Origin of the sequence: Nonomuraea sp. NPDC059007, from assembly GCF_042740555.1 — a bacterium.
Lineage (GTDB): Bacteria > Actinomycetota > Actinomycetes > Streptosporangiales > Streptosporangiaceae > Nonomuraea.
Window position 1 is genome coordinate 1 of sequence record NZ_JBHYJD010000008.1, and the last position, 23306, is coordinate 23306.

General features: G+C 72.6%; 22 protein-coding genes. 10 read left to right on the forward strand and 12 right to left on the reverse strand.

The window, feature by feature from the left end; all coding sequences use genetic code 11:
- Positions 1-69: 69 nt before the first annotated feature.
- The 5 genes from ACFWY5_RS14820 to ACFWY5_RS14840 form a co-directional block, all read right to left on the reverse strand.
- Complete coding sequence (locus ACFWY5_RS14820; RefSeq protein WP_379632250.1) at positions 70-1161, reverse strand: DUF917 domain-containing protein; 1092 nt, start codon at positions 1159-1161, stop codon at positions 70-72.
- Complete coding sequence (locus ACFWY5_RS14825; RefSeq protein ID WP_379632252.1) at positions 1146-2732, reverse strand: hydantoinase/oxoprolinase N-terminal domain-containing protein; 1587 nt, start codon at positions 2730-2732, stop codon at positions 1146-1148. Before ACFWY5_RS14825 ends, ACFWY5_RS14820 begins: the two co-directional genes overlap by 16 nt.
- Positions 2733-2778: 46 nt before the next feature.
- The gene (locus ACFWY5_RS14830; protein ID WP_379632254.1) at positions 2779-4113 is read right to left on the reverse strand and encodes a purine-cytosine permease family protein; all 1335 of its coding nucleotides are present in this window, start codon (positions 4111-4113) and stop codon (positions 2779-2781) included.
- Positions 4114-4299: 186 nt separating this feature from the next.
- Entirely contained in the window at positions 4300-4716 is a 417-nt protein-coding gene (locus tag ACFWY5_RS14835; protein WP_379612692.1) for a hypothetical protein, read from the reverse strand.
- A 52-nt stretch (positions 4717-4768) separates the two neighbouring features.
- A complete protein-coding gene (locus tag ACFWY5_RS14840) occupies positions 4769-5047 on the reverse strand; it encodes a hypothetical protein (RefSeq protein ID WP_379632256.1) in 279 nt (92 codons plus the stop codon).
- A 148-nt stretch (positions 5048-5195) separates the two neighbouring features.
- On the opposite strand from ACFWY5_RS14840, the gene ACFWY5_RS14845 reads away from it, so the two are divergent.
- The 10 genes from ACFWY5_RS14845 (at position 5196) to ACFWY5_RS14890 (ending at position 16781) form a co-directional block, all read left to right on the forward strand.
- Positions 5196-6119 (forward strand): SMP-30/gluconolactonase/LRE family protein, encoded by a 924-nt coding sequence (locus ACFWY5_RS14845; RefSeq protein WP_379632258.1) that lies wholly within the window; start codon positions 5196-5198, stop codon positions 6117-6119.
- Between the two features lie 509 nt (positions 6120-6628).
- The gene (locus ACFWY5_RS14850; RefSeq protein WP_379632260.1) at positions 6629-7219 is read left to right on the forward strand and encodes a TetR/AcrR family transcriptional regulator; all 591 of its coding nucleotides are present in this window, start codon (positions 6629-6631) and stop codon (positions 7217-7219) included.
- A 75-nt stretch (positions 7220-7294) separates the two neighbouring features.
- Positions 7295-8341, forward strand: a complete 1047-nt coding sequence (locus ACFWY5_RS14855) for an ABC transporter substrate-binding protein (protein ID WP_379612696.1) — start codon at positions 7295-7297, stop codon at positions 8339-8341.
- On the forward strand, positions 8338-9162 hold the full coding sequence (locus ACFWY5_RS14860) for an ABC transporter permease (RefSeq protein ID WP_379632268.1): 825 nt from the start codon (positions 8338-8340) through the stop codon (positions 9160-9162). The genes ACFWY5_RS14855 and ACFWY5_RS14860 overlap by 4 nt, the downstream gene beginning before the upstream one ends.
- Entirely contained in the window at positions 9159-9935 is a 777-nt protein-coding gene (locus ACFWY5_RS14865) for an ABC transporter permease (protein WP_379632270.1), read from the forward strand. Before ACFWY5_RS14860 ends, ACFWY5_RS14865 begins: the two co-directional genes overlap by 4 nt.
- Positions 9932-10903, forward strand: a complete 972-nt coding sequence (locus ACFWY5_RS14870) for an ABC transporter ATP-binding protein (protein WP_379632272.1) — start codon at positions 9932-9934, stop codon at positions 10901-10903. Before ACFWY5_RS14865 ends, ACFWY5_RS14870 begins: the two co-directional genes overlap by 4 nt.
- A 7-nt stretch (positions 10904-10910) precedes the next feature.
- The gene (locus ACFWY5_RS14875) at positions 10911-12071 is read left to right on the forward strand and encodes an acyl-CoA dehydrogenase family protein (RefSeq protein WP_379632274.1); all 1161 of its coding nucleotides are present in this window, start codon (positions 10911-10913) and stop codon (positions 12069-12071) included.
- Positions 12068-14065: an acetate--CoA ligase family protein gene (locus ACFWY5_RS14880; RefSeq protein ID WP_379632276.1), complete on the forward strand. Its 1998-nt coding sequence runs from the start codon at positions 12068-12070 to the stop codon at positions 14063-14065. Before ACFWY5_RS14875 ends, ACFWY5_RS14880 begins: the two co-directional genes overlap by 4 nt.
- Positions 14062-15639: a thiamine pyrophosphate-binding protein gene (locus ACFWY5_RS14885; RefSeq protein WP_379632278.1), complete on the forward strand. Its 1578-nt coding sequence runs from the start codon at positions 14062-14064 to the stop codon at positions 15637-15639. The genes ACFWY5_RS14880 and ACFWY5_RS14885 overlap by 4 nt, the downstream gene beginning before the upstream one ends.
- Positions 15636-16781 carry a Glu/Leu/Phe/Val dehydrogenase dimerization domain-containing protein gene (locus ACFWY5_RS14890; protein WP_379632280.1) on the forward strand — a complete coding sequence of 382 codons (1146 nt, stop codon included), beginning with the start codon at positions 15636-15638 and terminating at the stop codon, positions 16779-16781. The genes ACFWY5_RS14885 and ACFWY5_RS14890 overlap by 4 nt, the downstream gene beginning before the upstream one ends.
- A gap of 226 nt (positions 16782-17007) precedes the next feature.
- Here ACFWY5_RS14890 and ACFWY5_RS14895 read toward each other — a convergent pair whose 3' ends face one another.
- The 7 genes from ACFWY5_RS14895 to ACFWY5_RS14925 form a co-directional block, all read right to left on the reverse strand.
- Entirely contained in the window at positions 17008-18159 is a 1152-nt protein-coding gene (locus ACFWY5_RS14895; RefSeq protein WP_379632282.1) for a DUF418 domain-containing protein, read from the reverse strand.
- A 67-nt stretch (positions 18160-18226) separates the two neighbouring features.
- Complete coding sequence (locus ACFWY5_RS14900) at positions 18227-19012, reverse strand: ABC transporter permease (protein WP_379612705.1); 786 nt, start codon at positions 19010-19012, stop codon at positions 18227-18229.
- Positions 19009-19932, reverse strand: coding sequence for an ATP-binding cassette domain-containing protein (locus ACFWY5_RS14905; RefSeq protein ID WP_379612706.1), 924 nt, complete (start codon positions 19930-19932; stop codon positions 19009-19011). The genes ACFWY5_RS14900 and ACFWY5_RS14905 overlap by 4 nt, the downstream gene beginning before the upstream one ends.
- 19 nt (positions 19933-19951) lie before the next feature.
- Positions 19952-20743, reverse strand: coding sequence for a DUF4097 family beta strand repeat-containing protein (locus ACFWY5_RS14910; protein ID WP_379612707.1), 792 nt, complete (start codon positions 20741-20743; stop codon positions 19952-19954).
- Position 20744: 1 nt separating this feature from the next.
- Positions 20745-21278 (reverse strand): sigma-70 family RNA polymerase sigma factor, encoded by a 534-nt coding sequence (locus ACFWY5_RS14915; protein WP_379612708.1) that lies wholly within the window; start codon positions 21276-21278, stop codon positions 20745-20747.
- A 25-nt stretch (positions 21279-21303) separates the two neighbouring features.
- The gene (locus tag ACFWY5_RS14920; RefSeq protein WP_379632284.1) at positions 21304-22485 is read right to left on the reverse strand and encodes a cytochrome P450; all 1182 of its coding nucleotides are present in this window, start codon (positions 22483-22485) and stop codon (positions 21304-21306) included.
- Positions 22486-22503: 18 nt separating this feature from the next.
- Positions 22504-23289 carry a DUF4097 domain-containing protein gene (locus ACFWY5_RS14925; RefSeq protein ID WP_379632286.1) on the reverse strand — a complete coding sequence of 262 codons (786 nt, stop codon included), beginning with the start codon at positions 23287-23289 and terminating at the stop codon, positions 22504-22506.
- Positions 23290-23306 lie beyond the last annotated feature (17 nt).

A 23306-nucleotide genomic window follows, 5' to 3' on the forward strand; every position in this document is an offset into this window, starting at 1 on the left:
GGTCGTCGCGGGCGGCATGATGTTGGCCATCGCGGCACCCTGGATGAAGAAGACGGCTCCGGCGGCTGGTCACAGATCTTCCAGCGGGACGTACGGGTCGGGCAGGCCGAAGCCCGCGGGGCCGAAGCAGGCCAGGGCTTCCGGGCTGCGCATGATCGGCGGGGTGGAGATGCCGTAGACGGTCAGGCGCTGGCCGTAGGCGAGGGACTCGGTGGGGATGGGCGCGCCCGACTCGGTGTTGAGCGTGCAGATGAGGTCGGGGACGATGGCGACCATCGTGCCGTTGCGGCGGGCGACGAGGTGCTCGTTCTGGAAGGTGATCTCCAGGACGTCGCCGGGGTCGCCGGTCGCCTCCAGCCTGGCCGTGCCGCGGGCGAAGCCGTCCACGGTGCGGCGTTCGACGTCGACGACCTTGCCGTGGAACAGGACCGTGCCGAGGCTGTAGATCGTGCCGGCGAGCATCTTGGTGAGGGCGTCGAAGGGGTCGGCGTGGGTGGCGCGGGCCTCGCGCAACGTCTCGCCGATGCGGCGGCAGAGCGTCAGCGTGCCGTGGACGGAGGTACGCCGGACCTCGGCCGTGTCCATCGGGTAGTCGCTGATGTAGGAGGCGCCGCCCATCTGGATGGTCAGCGCGCGGGCGAGCTGTTCCATGCGCTTGTTGTCACCGGCGGTGATGATGGCGGTGTCGCCGTGGTCGGAGGCGATGGCCATGGGCGAGCCGGACACGCCCAGCACGCCGAAGGTCTGCATCTGGAGCTCGGGGAAGGCCCGTCCCATGCCGTCGGCGTCGACCACGGGCAGGCCGAGCTGGGCGGCGAGCATGAGCGGGATCATGCTGTTCAGGCCGCCGCACTCGGTCGGCATGACGGCGTGAGCCGTACGCCCGAGATGCCTTTCCAGGGCGCGGAACGCGGCCGCGTTGCCGTCGCCGGACGGGAGCTTTTCCACGAACACCGTCGGAGCGCCCATCATCGACGACGGCAGCACGAGCGCGCCGTCGGGCAGCTCGTCGGCGCCGATGATGTGCACGGTGCGGCCCGCCGCCATCTCCTTCTCCACCAGCAGGCGCCCGATGTAGGGGTCTCCACCGCCGCCGGTGCCCAGGACGGCGGCGCCTTCCGCCAGGTCGTGCAAACCCTGCGGGGTCAGGTCGTAGCCCACTGGGGCGCCTCCTTCGGGGTGCGGCCGAGGTCGAGGTCGCCGACGGCGCGGACGATGACGCGCACGGCGTTGCCGGGCAGGTAGTTGACGTGGATCTCGTCCACGTGCACGACCTGGACGCTCGCGGGTGCGGCACCCGCCGAGACGGCCAGGTCGATCGCCTCGGCGCGCGCCTGGCCGAGGACGTCGGCGCGGGTGAGTTGTGGGCCGGTGAGGAACAGGCGGTCGACCTCGCCGCCGATCTGGCCGATGGCGGCGCCGATGGCGTTGGCGACGCCATAATGCTCGGGGATGCGTACCTCCGGGACGCCGGGCAGGCCGGGCGGCATGAGGATGCTGCCGCCGCCGACGATGACGACGGGCAGCGGCTCGGCGCTCAGGCGCATCCGGTCGACGAGACCCGCCACCCGATCGGCCATCCACGCCACTCCGCGCCGGACCAGATCCCGGTCCAGGCGGCTGACGAGCGCCGGGTCTCCGAGTTCGGCCAGGCCGGCGGCGACGGCCAGGTCGGTGGCGGTGAGGGTGTCGCCGCCGAAGACCAGGGCCTGCTCGGTGAGCCGGTAGCCGACCGAGTCGGGGCCGATCCGCAGGCCGGGATCGAGGGTGACGCGGCTGCCGCCGCCCAGGCCGACGGAGATGACGTCGGGCATGCGGAAGTTGGTGCGTACGCCCGCGATGTCCACATCGGTGCTGGCCTGGCGCGGGTAGCCGCCGGTCAGCACGCCGACGTCGGCGGTGGTGCCGCCGATGTCGACCACGGCGGCGTCGGTGACGTCGGCCAGGAAGGCGGCGCCGCGCATGCTGTTGGTGGGGCCGCTGGCGAAGGTTCTGACGGGGTATCTGCGCGTGTACTCGGCGTCCATGAGGGTGCCGTCGTTCTGCGACAGGAACAGCGGGGCGCGCACCCCGACGGCGGTGAGCGCGCCGGTGAAGGCGTCGACGATCTCGTCGGCCAGGTCGAGCAGGCAGGCGTTGACGATCGTGGCCGACTCCCGTTCGAGCAGCCGGATGCGGCCGATCTGGTGGGACAGGCTCACCCGCAGGTGCGGCAGTTCGGCGCGCAGGATGTCGGCGGCGGTCAATTCCGCCTCGGCGGTGACGGGCGAGAAGACCGAGCTGATCGCCACCGTGGTGATGTCGCGGGCGGCCAGGTCTGCGGCGGCCCGCTTGAGCTCGTCGGGCTTCAACGGCGAGATGGGACGGCCGTCGACCTCGTGCCCGCCGTGACACATGTGCACGCTCGGGCGGATGGCCGCGATCAGCTCGGCCGGCCAGTCGGAGGTGGGCGGCAGCGCGGCGGTCGCGGGCAGCGCGAGCCGTACGACGCCGGTGCGGGCCAGGCGGCGGCGGGTGACGAGCGCGTTGGTGAAGTGGGTGGTGCCGATCATGACGGCGGTGACCTGGCCGCGGTCGAGGTTGTGGCTGTCCAGCAGGTCGGTCAGCGCCGTGACGACGCCGCGGGTCACGTCGGCGGTCGTCGCCGTCTTGATCGTGGCCACGACGTTCATGGCCGGGTCGAGGAGGACGGCGTCGGTGTGGGTGCCGCCCACGTCGATGCCTATGCGCACGGTGCGGTGCTCCTGTCTGTGGGAAGGCCGGGGTACGGCGCCGCGCTCATGCGGCGGATGCCCGGTTGGAGCCGGTCAGCCCTGCCTTGCCGGCCAGGGCGTACAGGACGAAGGCGGCCAGCAGCGCGTTGAGCGCCGGGATGCCCCAGGTGACGTAGTGGCCGATGAGCGCGGCGGCCACCCAGACGGCCAGCGCCGCCGGCGCCCAGCCGGGCGAGCGCGCGGGCAGGGCGCCCTGCTCGCGGGAGGTGTCCAGGACGGCCCGCCACGTGCGGACGACGTAGTACTCGGCCACCATGATCCCGGCGATCGGCGGGATCGCCACGCCGAGCAGGATGAGGAAGCCGACCAGGTGGTCGGCCATGCCGAGGGCGGCCAGCGCGGTGCCGACCACGCCGAGCCCGACGGTGACCGCGGCCCGCCCGGCCTTGAGGCCGAACGCGGTGTAGAGGGTGTTGGTGACGCCCAGGCTGGCGGCGTACAGGTTCCAGTCGTTGACCTTCGCCGTCGCGGTGATCAGCACGAGGACGCCGACCGTCCCGGAGGTGGTGGTGACGATGGTGACGACGTCGCCGGTACGCAGCGCGTGGGCCAGCAGGACGCCGACGAGCGCGAGCACGTACTCGCCCAGGGAGATGCCGAGGACGGTCTGCTTGACGACGTCGGCGGCGTTGCGGTTGAAGCGGCACATGTCCGGCGAGATGACCGCGCCGACGATGAACCCGCCCGCGACCAGGGTCGCGCCCTGGGCCAGGCTCATCGCCGGGCCCGCCGGGCTGGAGGCGATGAGCTCGCCGAGCGGGCGCTGGGCCAGTTCGACCGCGATGGCCCAGCCGGCCAGCGCCAGGAACGCCGGGACGGTGATCCACGCGGTCCAGGCCATGCCGGCGAAGCCGTGCACGACGATCGCGGTGATGGCCAGGCCGCCGGCGATCGCCCAGATCCAGGCCGGTGAGCCGCCGAGCAGGCCGGAGACGCCCCTGGCCAGCACGGCGGTCTGGACGCCGAACCAGCCGAGCAGCGCGGTGGCGATGACCAGGCCGACCAGGCCGGAGCCGTACCTGCCGAAACCGGCCCAGCGCGCCAGCAGGCTGGTCGACAGGCCCTCGCGCATCCCGGCGACGCCGAGCGCGATCGCGACCAGTTCCAGGATGGCGGCGCCCAGGGTGACGGCGAGCACGGCCTGCCAGAACGTCATGCCGAGACCGAGGGTGGCGCCCAGCAGGAACTGCGACAGTGCGCTGAGCAGGCCGAAGCGCTGGACGGCGATGGTCATCCAGCCGTAGCGGGCCGACGCGGGGACGCGCTCAAGGGCGTAGTCCTCGCGGGCCAGGCCGGTGTCGGGGGGTAAGGCCGCCTCGGCGGTTGGGGGGTGCGACATCGGTGATCCCTTCCGGGTGATGTGCCAGCGGATATGCCGACGCTAGAGAAGAGATCGCGATATCAAAAGGGGCACGTCGCTTGGGAGCGTTCCGGGATCTTCGGATGGAACTGGTCGAGGCGCGTCCCGATGCGGGACGCGCACGCCTGCCGCCCGGTCGCGGCCGTGGCGGTGGCGTGGATTGACTTACTTGACGAGCCAGAGCTTCTTGCCGCAGTTGTCGAACTTGCCCGCCCAGCAGGTGTAGGTGAACAGCTTCTTGATGCCGCGCAGCTCGAACTGGCGGGTGCCGGTGACGCCGTCCCACGCGGTGACGCGGCTCTTCCACTGGCCGTTCTTCTGGTAGCGGAACCAGGCGTAGCCCTTCTTGCCGCCGACCTTGTCGAAGCCCTTCCAGCTGATCCGCCATGCGCCGGGGCCGGTCTTCTGGACGACGCCGCGGGTGTAGGCCTTGCCGTCGCTGGAGAACAACTTCTTCCAGACCACGATGCCCGACTGGCTCTGTGCGGCGGTGGTGGCGCTCTGCGCGTTGGCGGCGGGCGCGATGGCCAGACCGGCGGCGATCGAACCGGCGATGGCGGTGGTGGCGAGAAGCTTACGCATGATTCCTGACTCCCATCAGTGGTGGCGCCGGTGTTGTCCGGCAACGCAAAACTTAGGAAGGATCGGGGGCGACATCCGCGTACAAATCCACACATGGCGAAAGAACTTCGCGTCTGGTGAACGGCTTGCGTCCGGGATGGTGGCTCGAGGTGGGGAGGCGTGGGATGGCGGAGCCGGGGTCGGTGCCGGCGACGGCCAGCCCGATGACGAAACCCGCGACCTCCTCAAGCTGGCGGGCGCGATCCAGCGGCCCCAGCACCGCCGGGACCCCGCCGGCATCACGAACCAGGTCGCCGACGACGCGCAACGCCCGCTGGTCGTCACCGCACATCGCCACCGGCGCCGGTCCACTGAAGGGGAGGGGAAGACGTTGAAGGCCTTCACCCGCCGAGGATGCGTTCCTCACCACCTCCCGGCACTTGCGCACGGCGCCCGGCGATCTAGCGTGGGTCCCGAGACGATTGGAAAGAGGGCATCAGATGCTGCCAACCATCAGGCTCCTTTGCGCGATTGTCACCACGCTCGTCCTGGCCGTCGCCACCGGCGGCCCCGCCGGAGCGGCCACCGACCGGGAGTTACCCGAGTCGATCCCACTGCCCAACGGCTTCCGGCCCGAGGGCATCGCCATCGGCTCCGGCCCGCTCGCCTACTTCGGCTCGCTGGCGAACGGTTCCATCTACCGGGCCGACCTGCGTACCGGGCGCGGCGCGATCATCAGCGAGGGTCCCGGCACCCCGTCCGTCGGGATGAAGATCGACGGGCGCGGACGCCTGTTCGTGGCGGGCGGCACGGCCGGGGACGCCCGCGTCATCGACACCCGCACCGGCCGGGTCCTGGCCTCCTACCGGCTGGCCACCGGCGCCGGGTTCGTCAACGACGTCATCCTCACCCGCGACGCCGCGTGGTTCACCGACTCCGCCAACCCCGTGCTCTACAAGCTGCCCCTGCGCGGCGGACGGCTGCCCGCCGACGTGGTGCGGGTCCCGCTCACGGGAGATCTGGTGTACGGCACCGGCATCAACGCCAACGGCATCGCCGCGACCCCCGACGGCCGGGGCCTGATCGTCGTGCAGTCGAACACCGGCGGCCTGTTCCGCGTGGACGGCTCCGGCACCACCTCCCGGATCGACCTGCACGGCGAGTCGCTGCCGCAGGGCGACGGGCTGCTGCTGCGCGGCCGGACCCTGTACGCGGTGCAGAACCGCATCAACACCGTGGCCGTCCTGCGGCTGAACGCGGCGGGGACCGAGGGCCGTGTGGTCCGGCGGGTGACCAGCGCCCTGTTCGACGTGCCGACGACGGTGGCCGCCTTCGGGTCCCGCCTGTATCTGCCCAACGCCCGCTTCACCACCCCGCCGGCTCCCGACACGCCGTACAACGCCGTCGCCATCCCCCGCCCCTGACCCGGCCCTGACCCGGCCCGCCAGCCTCGGGCACCACAGCCCGGCACCCGAACGTCACCATGCCCACACACGCGGCGCCCCCGACCACCCGGCTCACGCGAGACCGGAGACGCGTAGCGCGAGGCACGGGGCACGAGGCGCGGGGCGCGGGGCACGAAGCGCGGGGCGCGAAGCGCGGGGCACGAAGCGCGGGGCACGAAGCGCGGGGCGCGGGCGCGAAGCGCGGGGCGCGGGGCGCGAAGCGCGGGACGCGGGGCGCGGGGCGCGAAGCGCGGGACGCGGGGCGCGAAGCGCGGGGCGCGGGGCGCGGGGCGCGAAGCTCCGGGGCGGGGCTCCGTGGCCTGCCCAGGATCTGGGCCGGGTTGGCGGGAGCCGGGGTTGCGTATGGTGTGGCAGGCCTTGGGGTGACGACAGCGTGGGAATAACTGGTTGGTAGGCCAGTTATCTTTGCGGAGGCACCCCAACGGCTAAGGTGCGGGTGATCGCCGTAACGTCCCCAGGAGATGCCCATGCCACGTCCCAGCGTCGAGGCCGAGCGCCGCGCCCAGATCCTGCGGGCCACCTGCGAGGTCCTCGCCGAGGTGGGCCTGCGGGCGCTGCGCGTCTCCGACGTGGCCGAACGGGCCGGCACGAGCAACGGCACCGTGCACTACTACTTCGCCAACAAGCGCGAGGTGGTGCACGCCGCCTTCGACGACAACTTCACCCGCTCGATCGAACGCCGCCGCCCGATCTTCGACAGCGGCGAGGATCCGAAGGCGCGGCTCCGGGCGTTCGTACGCTCGTATCTGCCCGACAGTCCGGAGACCGTGCAGGCGTGGCGGGTCTGGATGGAGCTCTGGAGCGAGGCCCTGCGCGAGCCGGAGCTCCAGGATCTCAACGAGCGGGTCTACGGCGAGTGGCGGCGCATCGTGGCCGCGGTGATCCGGGACGGCCAGGCCCAGGGGATGCTGCACGCGGGTGACGCGGTCGAGCTGGCCAACCAGCTCATCGGCATGATCGACGGCCTGGCGATCCAGGTTCTGGTGGGCTCGCGGAGCATGACGGTGGCGCGCATGAGCGAGGTCTGCGACGCGTTCCTGCGCGATCTGGAGTCCTGACCCGTTGACATCCCGGGTGACGTGCGCCACAGTGCTCCATTAATAACTGGCTCGCCAGTCAATTATGGAGGCGGCATGTCGCGTCGGACTATGGTGGCCGCGGTGGCCGGCCTGCTGGCGCTCACCGCGTGCGGTGGCGGTGCGGGCGGCGCGTCCGCCAAGGAGCTCACGGTCGTCATGTGGGGAGGCGACGACCAGAAGAAGTCCGTCGCCGCGTGGATCGAGCCGTGGGCCAAGAGCAAGGGCGTCACGGTCAAGCAGGACTCCCCCACCGACTACGCGAAGTTCCGCGCGCAGGTGGAGTCGAAGAAGGTCAGCTGGGGCGCGGTCGAGGTCGAACCCAACTTCGCCGTCACCGCCTGCCAGAACGGCTGGGCGGTCAAGCTCGACAAGGCCAAGGTCGACACCTCGATGGTCAAGCCGGAGCTGGTCGGCGACTGCGCCGCCCCCGTGCTGGAGTACGCCTTCACCATCGCCTACAACACCAAGACCTTCACCGCCGCCAACCACCCGAAGACCTGGGCCGAGTTCTTCGACACCGCGAAGTTCCCCGGCAAGCGCGGCTTCTGGAAGTACGCCACCGGCGCCGTCTTCGAGGCCGCGCTCCTGGCCGACGGCGTCCCGAAGGACAAGCTCTACCCGCTCGACATCGACCGCGCCTTCCGCAAGCTCGACACCATCAAGAAGGACATCGTCTTCTACGAGACCGGCGAGCAGCAGCAACAGCTCATCTCCAGCGGCGAGACCCCGCTCATCCAGGCGTGGAACGGCCGGATCTTCGCCGCCGCCAAGGACGGCCAGCCGGTCGCCAACGAGTGGAACGAGCACTTCCTGTCCTACGACCAGCTCGTCATCCCCGCCGGATACCCGCGCGCCGACCTGGCGATGGAATGGCTCAACCACTTCCTGGCCGACACCAAGGGCCAGGCCCAGTACGCCAACCAGTCCGCGTACGCGCCGGTCAACGACAAGGCGCTGCCGCTGGTCGATCCCGAGGTGCGCAAGGAGCTGCCGACCGACCCGGCGAACGAGAAGAAGCGGGCGGCGATCATCGACTACACCTACTGGGCCGCCAACTACGACAAGGTCACCGAGCGGTTCAACGAGTGGATGGCCAGGTGACGCGCAGGCTCGGGGACGGGTGGGGAGCGCTGGTCCTGCCGCTGGCGGCGTTCCTGCTGATCGTCTTCGTCTATCCGCTCGCCTCGGTGCTGGCGCGCAGCCTCACCGATCCTGCGCCCGGCCTCGGCAACTACGCCGCGTTCTTCGGCTCGCCGGTCTACCTGGACGTGCTGGGCAACACCTTCGTCACCGCCGGGCTGGTTACGCTGGTGACGTTGCTGCTCGGCTTCCCGTACGCGTACCTGATGACGGTGGCGCGGCCGTTCTGGCGGGGCGTGCTGATGGCGGCGGTGCTGGTGCCGTTCTGGACCAGCCTGCTGGTGCGCACGTTCGCGTGGGTGCTGCTGCTGCGCGACACCGGCGTGGTCAACGCGCTCATCCCCGGCGAGCCGGTGCCGCTGCTGCGCAACCTCGCCGGCATCACGATCGGCATGGTCCAGGTGATGCTGCCGTTCGCGGTGCTGCCGATGTACGCGACGATGCGCGGCATCGACCGCCGCCTGCTGCGGGCCGCCGAAGGGCTCGGCGCCACGCCGGTCTTCGCGTTCTGGCGGGTGTACGCGCCGCTCGCGCTGCCGGGCGTGGCCGCCGCGCTGCTGCTGGTGTTCGTCTCGACGCTCGGCTTCTACGTCACGCCCGCGCTGCTCGGCGGGCCCAAGGACGTGATGATCGGCGAGCTGATCGTGCAGCAGCTTTCCGGCGTGCTGCGCTGGGGGTTCGCCTCCGCGCTGGCCGTCATCCTGCTGCTGGTGACCGGCACGCTGCTGCTGGTCGCCTCGCGGCTCGTCGACCTGCGCAAGATGATCGGCAGCGGCTCGTGAGGCCCGGCCGGGCCGCGCTGTGGGTGCTGGCCGCGCTCACCGCCGTCTACCTGGTGCTGCCGGTCTTCATCGTGATCCCGACCTCGTTCTCGGCCAGCTCCTTCCTGGAGTTCCCGCCCAAGGAGTGGTCGGGACGCTGGTACGAGAACTTCTTCACCGACCCGGTCTGGCTGGACAGCGCGCTGGCGAGCCTGCGCGTGGCCGTCCTGGTGACGTTGCTCTCCCTGGTCCTGGGTACGGCTGCCGCGCTCGGCATGGTCCGGGGCCGTTACCGGCTGCGGGCGCTGGTCTCCGGGCTGGTGATGGCGCCGGTGCTGGTGCCGTACGTGATCGTCGGGCTGGCGGTGTACGCGACCTTCCTGGAGCTGGGGCTGACCCAGACCACGCTCGGTTTCGTGCTCGTGCACACGGCGCTGGCGGTGCCGTACGTGGTGATCACGGTGTCCTCGTCGCTGGTCTCCTTCGACCGGCGGCTGGAGCAGGCGGCGATGAGCCTGGGCGCGGGGCCGGTCAGCACCTTCGCCAGGGTGACGCTGCCGCTCATCGCGCCGGGGCTGGCCGGCGGCGCGGTCTTCGCCTTCGTCACCTCCTTCGACGAGGTGGTGACCGGGGTGTTCCTGTCGGGGCCCGACCTGACGACGCTGCCGGTGCAGATGTGGTCGGGCGTGCGCGTGCAGATCGACCCGACGGTGGCGGCGGTCTCGACCATGTTGCTGCTGGTGACGCTGGCCGTGTTCGCCACCGCCGGGCTCTTGAGACGGAGGAAGTCATGACAGGCGCCGTGGACGTGCGGGCCGTGACCAAGCGCTACCCGGGCTCGCTCGCGCTGGGCGAGGTGTCGCTGCACGTGGCGGCGGGCGAGTTCATGACGTTGCTGGGCAGTAGCGGGTCGGGCAAGTCGACGCTGCTCAACGTGGTCGCCGGGTTCACCGAGCCGACCTCGGGCAGCGTGCTCGTGGACGGCGCCGACATCACCGGCGTGCCGCCGCACCGGCGCGAGCTCGGCATGGTCTTCCAGCACTACGCGCTGTTCCCGCACATGAACGTCTTCGAGAACGTCGCCTTCCCGCTGCGCCGGCGCAAGGTCAGGGGCGCGGAGCTGCGCCGCCGGGTGCGCGACGCGCTGGAGGTGGTCGAGCTGGGCGCGCTCGGCGAGCGGCGCCCCTCCCAGCTGTCCGGCGGCCAGCAGCAGCGGGTGGCGCTGGCCCGCGCGATCGTCTTCCGGCCCCGGGTGCTGCTCATGGACGAGCCGCTCGGCGCGCTGGACAAGCGCCTGCGCGAGCAGCTCCAGCTGGAGATCAAACGGCTGCACCGCGAGCTCGGCATCACCTTCGTCTTCGTCACCCACGACCAGGAGGAGGCGCTGACCATGTCCGACCGGGTCGCGCTGCTGCGCGAGGGCCGGATCGTGCAGGTCGGCACGCCGCAGGAACTGTACGAGAGACCCGCCTCCCGGTACGTGGCCGAGTTCCTGGGCGAGTCCAACCTGCTGGACGAGGACGGCGGGCTCTTGCTCGTGCGCCCGCAGCACCTGCGGATCGGCCCGCCGGACGGCCCCGGCCTGCGGGCCGTGGTCCGCGAGGTGATCTACGTGGGCGGCGGGCTGCGCATCGAGGTCGAACGGCCCGGCGGGCAGCGCCTGGTCGCCCGCACCGCCGTACGGCCGAATGAGCCGCCGCGCCCAGGCGACGAGGTCGTCGCGCACTGGAGCGAGCACGACAGCGTCAACGTCCCCGCATAGGAGAGCCATGCGTGCCATCACTGACGGCTTCGAGCTGACCGGCGAGCAGCGCGACTTCGTGGCGCTGGCCCGCGACTTCGCGCTGCGCGAGATCCGGCCGAGAGCCCGCGAGGTCGACGATGCCGACCACGAGTCGCCGCTGGACCTGTGGGAGAAGGCGGCCAAGCTGGGGCTGACCTCGTTCATGCTGCCCGAGGAGTACGGCGGGGGCGGCGTCACCGACCTCGTCACCCAGGCTCTGGTCACCGAGGAGCTGTGCTACGGCGACATCGGCATCGGCAACCTGCTGACCTCCAACGGCTTCTTCGCCGGCCCGGTCGGGACGCTCGGCACGCCCGAGCAGAAGCAACGCTGGCTGCGCCCGCTGACCGGCGGCGACCCGCCCATGACCGCGCTGGCGGTGACCGAGCCGGGCGTGGGCTCCGACGCCGCCGCGCTGACGACCAGGGCCGAGCGCGACGGGTCCGATTACGTGCTGACCGGGCAGAAGACGTGGATCTCGAACGCGCCCTACGCCCGCTGGATCGTCGTGTTCGCCACGGTGGCGCCGGGTTCGCGCTCGCGCGGCGTGAGCGCGTTCGTGGTGGAGCGTGACACGCCGGGCCTGCGTGTCGGCCGCGCGCTGCCCAAGATGGGCCAGCGCGCGATCGTCAGCGCCGAGGTGTTCCTGGACGGCGTGCGCGTTCCGGCCGAGCACCGCCTCGGCGAGGAGGGCCAGGGCTTCTACGGCCTGATGCGCACCTTCGACGCCTCCCGGATCCTGATCGCGGCGGCCTGCACCGGCCTGTCGCGGGCGGCGCTGGACGCCGCGCTCGACTACGCGAAGGAGCGCGAGCAGTTCGGCGTGCCGATCATCCGGCACCAGGCGGTCGCCTTCCGGCTGGCCGACATGGCGGCCAAGACCGACGCCTCCCGGCTGCTCACCTGGCGGGCCGCCCGCGTGCACGACAGCGGCCGGCCGTGCGCCGAGGAGGCGGCCATCGCCAAGCTGACCGCCTCGGAGAACGCCATGTGGTGCACCTGGGCCGCCCTGCAGACCCACGGCGGCTGGGGGTACTCGCGCGAGTTCCTGCTGGAGAAGTGGATGCGCGACGCCAAGCTGGAGGAGATCGAGGAAGGCACCTCCGACATCCAGCGGCTCATCATCTCCCGGTCGCTGGCCCGATGAGGGTCTTCTCCGATCCGGCCTCCGTCGCCGTCGTCGGCGCCTCCGCCGACCCGGCCAAGTGGGGCTACTGGCTGGCCAGAGGCGCGCTGCGCGGCTCACACCGGCGCAAGGTGCACCTGGTCAGCCGGTCGGGCGCGGTGGTGGACGGGGTGCGGGCCGTACCCGGGCTGCGCGCGCTGGCCGAGCCGCCCGAGCTGGCCGTGCTGTGCACGCCCGCCGCGGCGCTGCCCGCGCTCGTGGACGAGGCGCTGGAGCTGGGCGTGAAGGGGTTCGTCGGCATCACCGCCGGTCTGCCGCCCGCCGAGGAGGCGGAGCTGGCCGAGCGGGTACGGCGGGCGGGGGCGCGCCTCATCGGCCCCAACTGCCTGGGCATCTACGACGCGTCCGCCGCGCTGGAGCTGGCCTGGGGCACGTTCTCGCCGGGGGCGCTCGGCATCGTCTCGCAGTCGGGGCAGCTCGGCCTGGAGCTGGCCGGGCTGGCCGGGGAGGCGGGCATCGGGGTGTCGCGGTTCGTGTCGGTCGGCAACCAGGCCGACGTCACCGCGGTCGAGGTCCTGGACGACCTGGCCGGGCACGCGGCCACCCGGGTGGTCGTGGTCTACCTGGAGAGCTTCGGCGACGGGCGGGCCCTGGTGCGCACGCTGGCCGCGCTGCGCTCGGCGGGCAAGCCGGTGATCGTGCTGACCGTCGGAGCCAGCGACGCCGGGCGCGCGGCGGCGCGCTCGCACACCGGCTCGCTCACCGCCGGGACCGCCGTGGTCGAGGCCGCCTGCCGGGCCGCGGGCGCCATCCTGACCCGCACGCCCGCGCAGGCGGTCGACCTGGCCCAGCTTCTGCTCGACGCGCCCGCGCCGGTCGGGCGGCGGGTGGCCGTCGTCGGCGACAGCGGCGGGCAGGGCGCGCTGGCCGCCGACCTGCTCAGCGCGGCCGGGCTCGCGGTGCCCGCCCTCGGCGCCGCCGCCCTCCGCGTGGCCGCGCTGCTGCCGCCGGGCGCGGCCGTACGCAACCCGATCGACCTGGCGGGGGCGGGTGAGCGCGACCTGTCCACCTACGCGAAGCTGGTCGGAGTGCTGCTGGACAGCGGGGAGGTGGACAGCGTGGTGCTCACCGGCTATTTCGGCTCCTACGGGGCGGACGCGCCGTCGCTTCTCGGGCGCGAGCTGGCCGTGGTCGACACGCTCGGCTCGCTGGTGCGCGAGCACGGGCGCACGGTGGTGGTGCACAGCATGTGCCGCGACTCGGCCGCCGTCCGCGCGCTGCGCGAGCACAACGTGCCGACCTACGCGACCATCGACCAGGCGGTGGCCTCGCTGGGGCTGGCCACCGACCTGGCCTCGCGCCCCGTCGCGGTTCCGGTCGCCGTCGCCGCCGCGCCGCGGGCCGTCGCGCCCGGCTATCTCGGGGCGCGGGCGTTGTTCGAGTGGTACGGCGTGCCGTACCCGCGGGCGGTCGCGGTCTCCGGGGAACCGCCCGGGGTGGCGGCGGGGCCGTACGTGCTGAAGGCCGGTTGGCTCGCGCACAAGACCGAGTCCGGCGGCGTGGCCGTGGGCCTGCGCGGTCCCGGCGAGGTGGCCGAGGCGCTGGCCGGGATGCGCGAGAGGCTGGGCGCGGGCGAGTACGTGCTGGAGGAGATGGACACGCGTGCCGGGGTCGTCGAGCTGATCGCGGGCGGGCGGCGCGACCCCTCCTTCGGGCCGGTGGTCATGGCCGGGGCAGGGGGGACGTTGAGCGAGTTGTATGAGGATGTCGTGCTCGCGCTGGCGCCGGTGGACGAGGAGCAGGCGCTGGCGATGCTGCGCGGGCTGCGGGCCTACCCGCTGCTGCGCGGCTGGCGCGGCGCGCCCCCGGTGGACGAGGTGGCGGCGGCGCGGGCCGTCGTCGCGGTGTCGCGGGTGATCGCCGAGCAGGAGCACGTCGCCGAGTGCGAGATCAACCCGCTGCGCGCCGGACCGGACGGCGTGCTCGCGGTGGACGCGCTGGTGGTGACCCGATGACCACCATGCCAGCTATTTCCGGCATTTCGGGTGGCGAGGCCGTGGTCAGGGCGCTGGCCGCGCACGGGGTGGACACCGTGTTCGGCATCCCGGGCACCCACAACCTGGAGATCTACCGGCACCTGCCCGCCTACGGGGTACGGCACGTGCTGACCAGGCATGAGCAGGGGGCCGGGTACGCCGCCGACGGGTACGCGCGGGTGAGTGGGCGGCCCGGGGTGGTCCTGGTGACCTCGGGACCGGCCACGCTCAACGCGGCGGCGGCGATCGGGCAGGCCTACTCCGACTCGGTGCCCGTGCTGCTGCTGTCGCCAGGCATGCCGTCCGGGCACGTGGCGGGCTGCGGGTACCTGCACGAGACCCGTGACCAGAGCCGCGCCCTGGACTCGGTGGCCGCCTACAGCCATCGCGTGGGCGGCGTGGCGGCGATCCCGGCCGCGGTGGCCTCGGCGTTCGCGGCGATGACCGGGGGACGGCCGCGCCCGGTGCACCTGGAGATCCCGCTGGACCTCCTGGACAGGCGCGCGGTGGTCGCGGACGTGGCGCCGGTCCTGCCGCCCGTGCGGGTACCCGGTGCGGCCGAGTTGTCGCAGGCGGCGCGGCTGCTCGCGGGCGCCGCGAGGCCGCTGGTGATCGCGGGCGGCGGCGCGCGGGGCGCGGCGGTGCGCGAGCTCGCCGAGCGGCTGGGGGCGCCGGTCGTGACCAGCGCCAACGGCAAGGGTGTCCTGGCCGAGGACCATCCGCTGGCGCTCGGGGCGGGGCTGCACCTGCCCGCGGTGCGCGAACTCGCCGCTTGGGCCGACGTGGTGCTGGTGGCCGGGTGCGAGCTGGCGCCGTCGGACCTGTGGAACGGGCCGCTGGAGTTCACCGGGGCGGTGGTCCGGGTGGACGTGGATCCGGCCCAGATCGTGACGAACGCCGTGCCGGACGTCGCGCTGGCCGGGGACGCCCCGGCCACGCTCGACCGGCTGGTCCACCTGCTCGGGGACGGCGTGGCCGTACCGCGAGAGGAGGTCGCGCGCTGGCGCGCGCTCAAGGACGGGCAGGCGCGTGCGGAGGGCGCGCGGTGGGAGTGGATCGTGCGCGCGCTGAACTCCGGGCTCGGCCCCGAGGCGGTCGTGGCCGGGGACAGCGCCATGGTCTGCTACTACGGCGCGCTGACCGGGCTGCGCGCGCGTTTCCTCTACCCCACCGGGTACGGCACGCTCGGCTACGGGCTGCCCGCCGCCATCGGCGCCGCGCTGGCCTCGCCGGGACGGGCCGTGGCGGCGCTGATGGGCGACGGCGGCGTGATGTTCACCGTGGCCGAGCTGGCCGCCGCCGCGCAGCTCGGGCTGGCGCTGCCGGTCGTGGTCGTCGACAACGGCGGCTACGGCGAGATCCGCGCCGAGATGGCCGCCCGCGACGACCCCCGGCAGGCCGTGGACCTGCCCTCCCCCGATTTCCCGCTGCTCGCCCGCGCGCTAGGCGCCCGCGGCCTGCGCGCCGACGACGAGACGACGCTGACCTCGGCGCTCAGGGAGGCGCTCAGCGCCGACCGGCCCACGCTCATCCACGTGAGGGAGTCCCCATGAGCCTGCTGGAGATCACCTGGACCGACCCCGTCAGCGGGCGGCGCGGCTACGTCGTCATCGACAGTCTCGTGCGCGGCGTGGCCAGCGGCGGGCTGCGGCTGCGCGAGGGCTGCACGCTGGAGGAGGTACGCGGGCTGGCGCGCGGCATGTCGCTCAAGGAGGCGCTCGTCTACCGGCCGGGCGACCGGTATATCCCGCTGGGCGGCGCCAAGGGCGGCATCGACGTCGACCCGCTGGACCCGCAGGCCCACGCGGTGCTGAAGCGCTTCTTCACCGCGGTCCTGCCCGTGGTGCGCGCCCAGTGGAACACCGGCGAGGACTTCGGCCTGCGCCAGGACACCCTCGACGGGATCGCCGCCTCCCTCGGCCTGGCCTCCACGGTCGAGGCGGCGTTCGCGCTGCTCGACGAGCCCGGCCGGGCGCGCGAGCGGCTGCGGGCCGCGATGGCGGTGACCGTCGACGGGGTGGCGCTGCCGGACCTGGTCGGCGGGTACGGCGTGGCCAGGGCCGCCCTGGAGGTGGCCGGGGCGCGCGGCATCCGGGTGGAGACGGCGGTGGTGCAGGGCTTCGGCTCGATCGGCGGTGCGGCGGCGCGTTACCTCGCGCGGGCCGGGGTGGCCGTGGTCGGCGTCGCCGACCGGGACGGGCTCATGCGCGGCCCGGCCGGCCTCGACGTCGAACGCATGCTCGCCGCCCGCGACACCCACGGCGTCGTGGACCGTGCCGCGCTGCGTCCCGGCGACCACATCGGCGCGCGCGAGGAGTGGCTCGACGTACCGGCCGACCTGCTGGTGCCCGCGGCCATGTCGTACGTGATCGGGCCCGAGCAGGCCACCCGCGTCCTGGCCCGGCTCGTGGTCGAGGGGGCCAACCTGCCCACGCTGCCGGAGGCCGAGTCGGTCCTGCTGGGCCGTGGCGTACCCGTGGTGCCGGACTTCCTGGCCAACGTGATGACCAATGCCTGGTGGTGGTGGGTGCTGTTCGGCGACATCGAGCCGACGGCCGAGGCCGCCTTCGCCAAGATCGACGTGGTCATGCGGGACCTGGTCGCCGCGGTCACCCGCGACGACCTGCCGTTGCGCAAGGCGGCACTGGGGCTGGCCGAGTCCAACGCCGCCCTGGTCGCCGAACGTTTCGGGTAGCCGGGCTCACCGGGGCGCGTACCGGGGGAAGCTGGGAACCGCCGCCGGCAGCGCTTTGGTGTACGGCTGCGCGGGTGCGGTGAAAACACCTCGCCGTGGTCCCGGCGGAGGGTGGCCAGGAGGTCGAGGATCCGGGCCTGGATCGAGACGTCCAGGGCGGAGACGGGCTCGTCGCAGACCAGGACGTCCGGGTTGGGGGCCGGTCCCGGGCATCCCCGCGGCCGGGCTACCGGTACGACATGCGGCGCACGAGCGACTCGAACGGGCCCCGGTAGCCCTTGCGGTGCATCCAGGCCGCCGCGGGCAGCGAGGCCGCCCAGATGGCGACGGCGACGGCGAGGCTGGCGGCGAAGCTGAGGTCGTCGCGCAGGCCCAGGGTGAACGGGTAGAAGAGGGCCACCCAGATCACCGACTGCGCGAGGTAGAACGTCATCGAACGTTGCCCGAGGGCGGCCAGGGCGGTGGTGAGGCGGCCGTGACTCCGGCCGATGCGGACGGCGGCCAGCCCGATGGCCGCGGCCGCGCCGATGCCGCCGATGTAGCCGGTGAAGCTGTGCGCGGCGTACGTCACCCAGACGACGGGCGTCGCGACGTCGGGCCAGGTGCCGACGGCCAGGAACGCCGCCGGGAGCCGTCCGACGAGCGCGGCGCCGACGCACAGCAGGGCGATGCGCTTCAGGAGAGCCACGTGCTGCCCGGGCTCGTCGAGGATCTTCTTGCGTGCGGCCAGGAGTCCCCATGCCATGCCGGGGATCGCGAAGAGGATGGACACCAGGGTTCTGCCCGGCCAGGCGATGGCGTTGGTGAGCAGGTGCTCGACGAACGTCGGTTCCATGTACTTCGCGATGGTGAACGGCGAGCCTTCCGCGGCCGTGGTGTAGACCTGCACGCTCTGCCAGGTGAGGAAGAGCGCCCCCGGGATCAGGGTCAGCAGGCCCAGCCGCCACAGCACGGCGTCCCGGGCGCGGACGAGGAAGGCGAGGAAGAGCATCGTCACGCCGTAGACCGCGATGACGTCGAACGGCACCAGGACGACCGCGTGCGCCAGCCCGATGACGATGAGCCAGAGGCTGCGCCGGCGGAGCAGGGCGCGCACGGACGGCCATTCGGCGCCGCGCGCGTACTGACGCTGGGCCAGTTGCCCGAGGCCGTAGCCGAACAGGAAGACGAACATCCCGCGGGCCTGGTTGTCGGTGACGAGGGTGGTGAAGAAGTGGGCGATCGTGTTGAGCGCGGCGGATCCGCGCGTCCAGTCGAGCAGGAACTGCGGGGCGTGGGCCAGGGCGATGCCCAGCAGCATGATGCCGCGTGCCAGATCCGGCGCCAGGGATCGGGCGGTCGTGCTGAGGGGAGCCGGCAGGGTGGCGGAGGCGGTCACGCCGGCCCCCGCTCCGAGGCGGACTGATGCATGGTGCGTCTCCTTGTTCTGGGTCTGCCGGCGGATCTCACTTTCCGGGGTCGCGGTTGTAGAGCTTCTTGGCCCACAGGTAGCCGAGCAGGGCGATGACGGCGCTCCAGGCGATGGAGCGGGTGAGGCTGTCGCCGATCGGGGCGCCGGTGAGCAGGCCGCGCAGGGTCTCGATGACGGGGGTGAAGGGCTGGTTCTCGGCGAACCAGCGCAGGGCGCCGGGCATGGATTCGGTGGGGACGAAGCCGCTGCCGAGGAAGGGCAGGATCAGCAGGGGCATGGGCAGGTTGCTGGCGGCGGCCACGTCGTCGGTGACCATGCCGAGGGCGGCCGACAGCCAGGTGACCGCGAAGCCGATCATGGTCAGGACGCCGAAGACGCCGAGCCATTCGACCGGGCCGGCGCTCGGGCGGAAGCCGACCAGCAGGGCGACGGCGATGACCAGGACGATGGCGATCAGGTTCTGGATGAGGGCGCCGAGCACGTGGCCGGTCAGGACGGAGACGCGGGCGATGGCCATGGTCTTGAAGCGGGCCACGATGCCCTCGGTCATGTCGGTGGCCACCGAGATCGCGGTGCCCTGGGCGCCGCTGACGATGGTCATCAGGATGATGCCGGGGGCGAGGTAGTTGGCGTAGGCGGTGCGGGGGTCGCCGGTGCCGACGTCTATGCCGGCGCCCATGGTGCCGCCGAAGACGTACACGAACAACAGCAGGAAGATCACCGGGACGCCCGCCGCGGTCAGCGTCAGGGCCGGATAGCGCCAGATGTGGCGCAGCTGGCGGCGGAGCATGGTCGCCGAGTCGGTCAGGGCGCGTTTCATCGGGACTCCGTGAGGGCGAGGAAGACGTCGTCGAGGTCGGGGGTGTGCACCGACAGCTCCTCCACCTTGATGGCGTTGCCGTCGAGCCAGTCGATCAGGCCGCGCAGGGTGGTGGTGCCGCCGCTGTTGGGGACGAGCAGGGTGAGGGCCTCGTCGTTGCGGGAGATCGGGCCGACACCGCGCAGGGCGAGCTCGTAGCTGGCCGAGTCGGCGAACTTCAGGCTGATGTGCCCGCCGGGAACCAGCCGCTTGAGCTCCTCCGCGCTGCCTTCCGCGACGATGCGGCCGCCGTTGAGCATGGCGATGCGGTCGGCGAGCTGGTCGGCTTCCTCCAGGTACTGGGTGGTGAGGAAGATGGTGACGCCGCCGTCGACGAGTTCGCGCACGATCGCCCACATCGAACGGCGGCTGCGCGGGTCGAGGCCGGTGGTCGGCTCGTCGAGGAAGATGACACTCGGGTTGCCCACCAGGGTCATGGCCAGGTCGAGGCGGCGCCGCATGCCGCCGGAGTAGGTGGTGGCCCGTTTGCGGGCCGCGCCGGTGAGGTCGAAGCGCTCCAGCAGCTCGCGGGCGGTCTTGCGGCCCTTGGAGCGGCCGAGCAGGTGCAGGTCGGCCATGAGGAGAAGGTTCTCCTCGCCGGTCAGCAGCCCGTCGACGGCGGAGAACTGGCCGGTGACGCCGATGGCGGCGCGTACGGCGTCCGGCTGCTTGGCCAGGTCGTTGCCGGCCACGGTGACCTGCCCGGCGTCGGCCTTGATGAGCGTGGACAGGATCTGCACGGTCGTCGTCTTGCCGGCGCCGTTCGGCCCGAGCAGGGAGAAGATCGATCCTTGCGGGATGGTCAGGTCGATGCCGTCGAGCACGCGGTGGGAGCCGTAGGACTTGCGCAGCCCGGAGACGGTGATGGCGGAACTGGTCATGGTCGCATTCCTCGGCAGGTCAGGCGCGGTGGACATTGATGTCGCCGTAGGTGGTGCGGGCGTAGATGTCCGCCTTGGCGTCGGTGTGCACGGGGGCGCGGCCGGACTCGAGGGTGTCGCGGACCTCGCCGTGCCGGGAGTTGACGTCCACGTCGGCGGCGGTGGTGCGGGCCACGCCGACGGAGACGGCGCCGTAACCGGTCTCCAGTACGGCCTTGCCCGAGGCCAGCCGTCCGATGCGGATGCCGCCGTGGGCCGAGGTGGCCTTGACGTCGGCGTGCACCCGGTCGATGTCGATGTCGCCGCTGCCCGCCTCGATCGTGAGGCCGGCGCCGGCCTCGCCGACGCGGACGGCGCCGTCGGTGGCGATGTCCACCACGCCGACGGGCCGCGTGATGGTGATGGAGCCGTGCTCGCTGCGGGCGCGCACGCCGGCCGTCTCCTCCAGGGAGATGTCGCCGTGCGAGGTGTGCGCCTCGACGTCGCCGAGGCTTCCGGTGGCACGGATGGCGCCGTAGAAGGCGTCGGCGTTCAGCTCGGACTCGGCCGGCAGCCGGATGGCCACCACCACCGACGGCGGCGTCTTGGTGGACCAGCGGCGCGAGGCCTGGCGGGGCGACCGCACGGTCAGGTGTCCGTCGGCGTAGGCGACCTCGGTCTGCCCGGCCAGATCCACGTCGGCGGAGCGCGCGGGGTCGGCGGGGGTCACCTCGACCGTGGTCTCCTCGTACGGCCCCGCGTCGATGCGGACCTCGCCGGCGCCGAACTCGACGAGGGCGTGGATGGGGCCGGGGGTGTCGAAGGTGTGCATGTCATGTCCTTTCACAGGCTCTGTGGTTCAGGTATTGCTTGAGCTGGGCGCGGCCGCGGTGGATGCGGCTGCGGACGGTTCCGGTCTTGATCCCGAGCACCTCCGCGACCTGCTCGTACGGCAGGCCCTCGACGTCGCTCAGCACGACCGCGGCCCGGTTCACCGGGGTGAGGGCGAGCAGGGCGGCCTCGATGTCGGGCTCGAACCGCCGCTCGTCGAGAAGCTGCTCGGGGGTGGAGTCGCGGGCGGGCAGCCGGTTGGCCGACTCCTCGCTGAGCGGGTGCACGGGGGCGCGGGCGCGCCGCCGTACCCCGTCGAGGAAGAGGTTGGTGGTGATGCGGTGCAGCCAGCCCTCGAAAGTGCCCGGCCGGTAGGTGTGCAGGGAGCGGAAGACCTTGCAGAAGACGTCCTGGGTGAGGTCCTCGGCGTCGTGCGGGTCGCCCGTCAGCCGGTAGGCCAGCCGGTGCACGCGCGCGGAGTGCGCGGTGACGATGTTCTCCCAGCTGAGGGCGGGTTCGGCCACGGTCATGGTCATGGACTTTCCGCGGGTCGCGGGACGCTCACCATGCGACCGGCAGCCGGTGCACGCCGTAGATGTCCATGCCGTCGCGCATCGGCACCTGGTCGGCGGGTACGGCCAGCCGCAGCCCGGGGAAGCGGCCGAGCAGCGCGGGGAAGGCGGCGCGCATCTCGACACGGGCCAGTTGCTGGCCCAGGCACTGATGGATGCCGTGGCCGAAGCCGATGTGGCCGGCGGCGTCGCGGCGCAGGTCGAGCACGTCCGGGTCGGGGAACCTCTTGGGGTCGCGGTTGGCGGCCTGCACCGCCAGCGCGACGGTCTGCCCGGCCTTGATCGTCTGCCCGCTCAGCTCGACGTCCTCCAAGGCCGCGCGCGCTCCGGTGTGGGTGATGGTCAGGAACCGCATCAGCTCCTCCACCGCGTTGCCGGCCAGCTCCGGGTCGTCGCGCAGCAGCGCGAGCTGCTCCGGGTGCCGCAGCAGGGTGTAGGTGCCCAGCGCGATCATGTTGGTGGTGGTGTCGAGCCCGGCGCCGAGCAGGAACGCGCCGATGCCGGCCAGCTCCTCGTCCGTCAGGTCGCTGCCGGTCAGGTCGCTGAGCAGGTCGTCGGTGGGAGCGGCGCGCTTGGCCTGGACCAGCGTGGCGATGTACTCGCCCATCTGGGCATAGGCGGCGTACTGCTCTTCCGGGGTGGCGTCCAGCCCGCCGATGGTGGCGGCCATCTGCTGGAACTCCTGCCGGTCGGCGTACGGCACGCCGAGCAGCTCGCAGATCATCACCGCGGGCACCGGCCGGGCGAAGGCCTCGATCAGATCGGCTTGCGAGCCGGCCGCCGCCATGGCCTCCAGGTGCTCCTTGGTGACCTCCTCGGCGCGCTCGGCCAGCAGCCGCATGCGGTGCACGGTGAACTTGCCCGCCAGCGGCTTGCGGTAGCGGGTGTGCTGCGGCGCGTCCACCCCGACCAGGTCGCCGGGCGGGGCGGGCGGCATCTGGCCGGCGTCGGCCAGCGCGTAGTGGATCAGCTCGTAGCGGGAGCTGAAGCGCGGGTCGGACACGATGGCGCGGACCTCGTCGTAGCCGAGGGCCAGCCAGCCCTCGTGTCCGTCGGGGAAGATCAGCGGCCGCAGTGGCTGCTCCGCGCGCAGCGGCGCGAGCTCCGCGGGCGGGTCGAAGGGGCGGCCGGCGGGCCGTACCAGGGGCAGGGTGCTCAACGGCTCGGTCATGGTGGATTCCTTTCGAGGTCAGGAGTGGTGGATGAGGACGTCGCCGTGGGTGGTCGAGGCGCTGACCTCGACGTGGTCTTCGGCGGGTCCGGGGGCGGCCCCGGGCTGGAGCAGGTTGCGGACGCGGCCATAGGTGGAGCCGATGTTCAGCCGGGCCACGGTGCCCGCGCGTACGCCGACCTCGACCTCGCCCAGGCCCGTGGAGACGGAGATGAGCCCGCGGACCACTTCGCCGATGCGGATGTCGCCGTGCGCGGTCTTGGCCTGGACGCCGGACAGGGCCCGCTCGACGACGATGTCCCCGTGCGCTGTGCCGGCGCGCAGGTCGCCGGAGACCTCGCCCAGGTGCACGTTCCCGCTCAGCGTCTTGATCAGGGCCTGGCCGTCGACGGCGCCGACCCGGATCGCCCCGGAGCCGGAGCCGGCCTCCAGGCGGCCGGTCCGGTCGAGGTCGATCTCGCCGTGCGAGGCGGTGACGCGGGTCTCGCCGAGCCGCCCCGCGCAGCGCACTCCCCCGGCGGCCACGTCGGCCTCCAGGCCGGAGGCCTCCGGCAGCTCGACGGTGACCTCGACCGATCCGGAGCGTCCGGCCAGCGCGTCCTGGCGCGGCGTCCTGATCGTGAGCCGGCCGGCGAGGAACTCGATCTCGCACGATCCGGCGGCGCTGACGTCCTCGTCGTTGGCCGCGTCGCTCGGCCGTACCTCCACGCTGGTGTCGCTCCGCCCGGTGGCGGTGATCCGGACGTCGCCGGCTGCCAGGGCGATGACGGCGAGGATCGGTTCTGGGGTTTCGAAGACAGGCATGATCAGTCCTTAGGCGC

Excerpts from the sequence above, each read along its gene's own strand:
- ACFWY5_RS14830 (WP_379632254.1), bottom strand. The coding sequence starts at position 4,113 with ATGTCGCACCCCCCAACCGCCGAGGCGGCCTTACCCCCCGACACCGGC.
- ACFWY5_RS14835 (WP_379612692.1), bottom strand. The coding sequence starts at position 4,716 with ATGCGTAAGCTTCTCGCCACCACCGCCATCGCCGGTTCGATCGCCGCC.
- ACFWY5_RS14840 (WP_379632256.1), bottom strand. The coding sequence starts at position 5,047 with ATGTGCGGTGACGACCAGCGGGCGTTGCGCGTCGTCGGCGACCTGGTT.
- ACFWY5_RS14845 (WP_379632258.1), top strand. The coding sequence starts at position 5,196 with ATGCTGCCAACCATCAGGCTCCTTTGCGCGATTGTCACCACGCTCGTC.
- ACFWY5_RS14850 (WP_379632260.1), top strand. The coding sequence starts at position 6,629 with ATGCCACGTCCCAGCGTCGAGGCCGAGCGCCGCGCCCAGATCCTGCGG.
- ACFWY5_RS14855 (WP_379612696.1), top strand. The coding sequence starts at position 7,295 with ATGTCGCGTCGGACTATGGTGGCCGCGGTGGCCGGCCTGCTGGCGCTC.
- ACFWY5_RS14870 (WP_379632272.1), top strand. The coding sequence starts at position 9,932 with ATGACAGGCGCCGTGGACGTGCGGGCCGTGACCAAGCGCTACCCGGGC.
- ACFWY5_RS14875 (WP_379632274.1), top strand. The coding sequence starts at position 10,911 with ATGCGTGCCATCACTGACGGCTTCGAGCTGACCGGCGAGCAGCGCGAC.
- ACFWY5_RS14880 (WP_379632276.1), top strand. The coding sequence starts at position 12,068 with ATGAGGGTCTTCTCCGATCCGGCCTCCGTCGCCGTCGTCGGCGCCTCC.
- ACFWY5_RS14885 (WP_379632278.1), top strand. The coding sequence starts at position 14,062 with ATGACCACCATGCCAGCTATTTCCGGCATTTCGGGTGGCGAGGCCGTG.
- ACFWY5_RS14890 (WP_379632280.1), top strand. The coding sequence starts at position 15,636 with ATGAGCCTGCTGGAGATCACCTGGACCGACCCCGTCAGCGGGCGGCGC.
- ACFWY5_RS14900 (WP_379612705.1), bottom strand. The coding sequence starts at position 19,012 with ATGAAACGCGCCCTGACCGACTCGGCGACCATGCTCCGCCGCCAGCTG.
- ACFWY5_RS14905 (WP_379612706.1), bottom strand. The coding sequence starts at position 19,932 with ATGACCAGTTCCGCCATCACCGTCTCCGGGCTGCGCAAGTCCTACGGC.
- ACFWY5_RS14910 (WP_379612707.1), bottom strand. The coding sequence starts at position 20,743 with ATGCACACCTTCGACACCCCCGGCCCCATCCACGCCCTCGTCGAGTTC.
- ACFWY5_RS14915 (WP_379612708.1), bottom strand. The coding sequence starts at position 21,278 with ATGACCATGACCGTGGCCGAACCCGCCCTCAGCTGGGAGAACATCGTC.
- ACFWY5_RS14920 (WP_379632284.1), bottom strand. The coding sequence starts at position 22,485 with ATGACCGAGCCGTTGAGCACCCTGCCCCTGGTACGGCCCGCCGGCCGC.
- ACFWY5_RS14925 (WP_379632286.1), bottom strand. The coding sequence starts at position 23,289 with ATGCCTGTCTTCGAAACCCCAGAACCGATCCTCGCCGTCATCGCCCTG.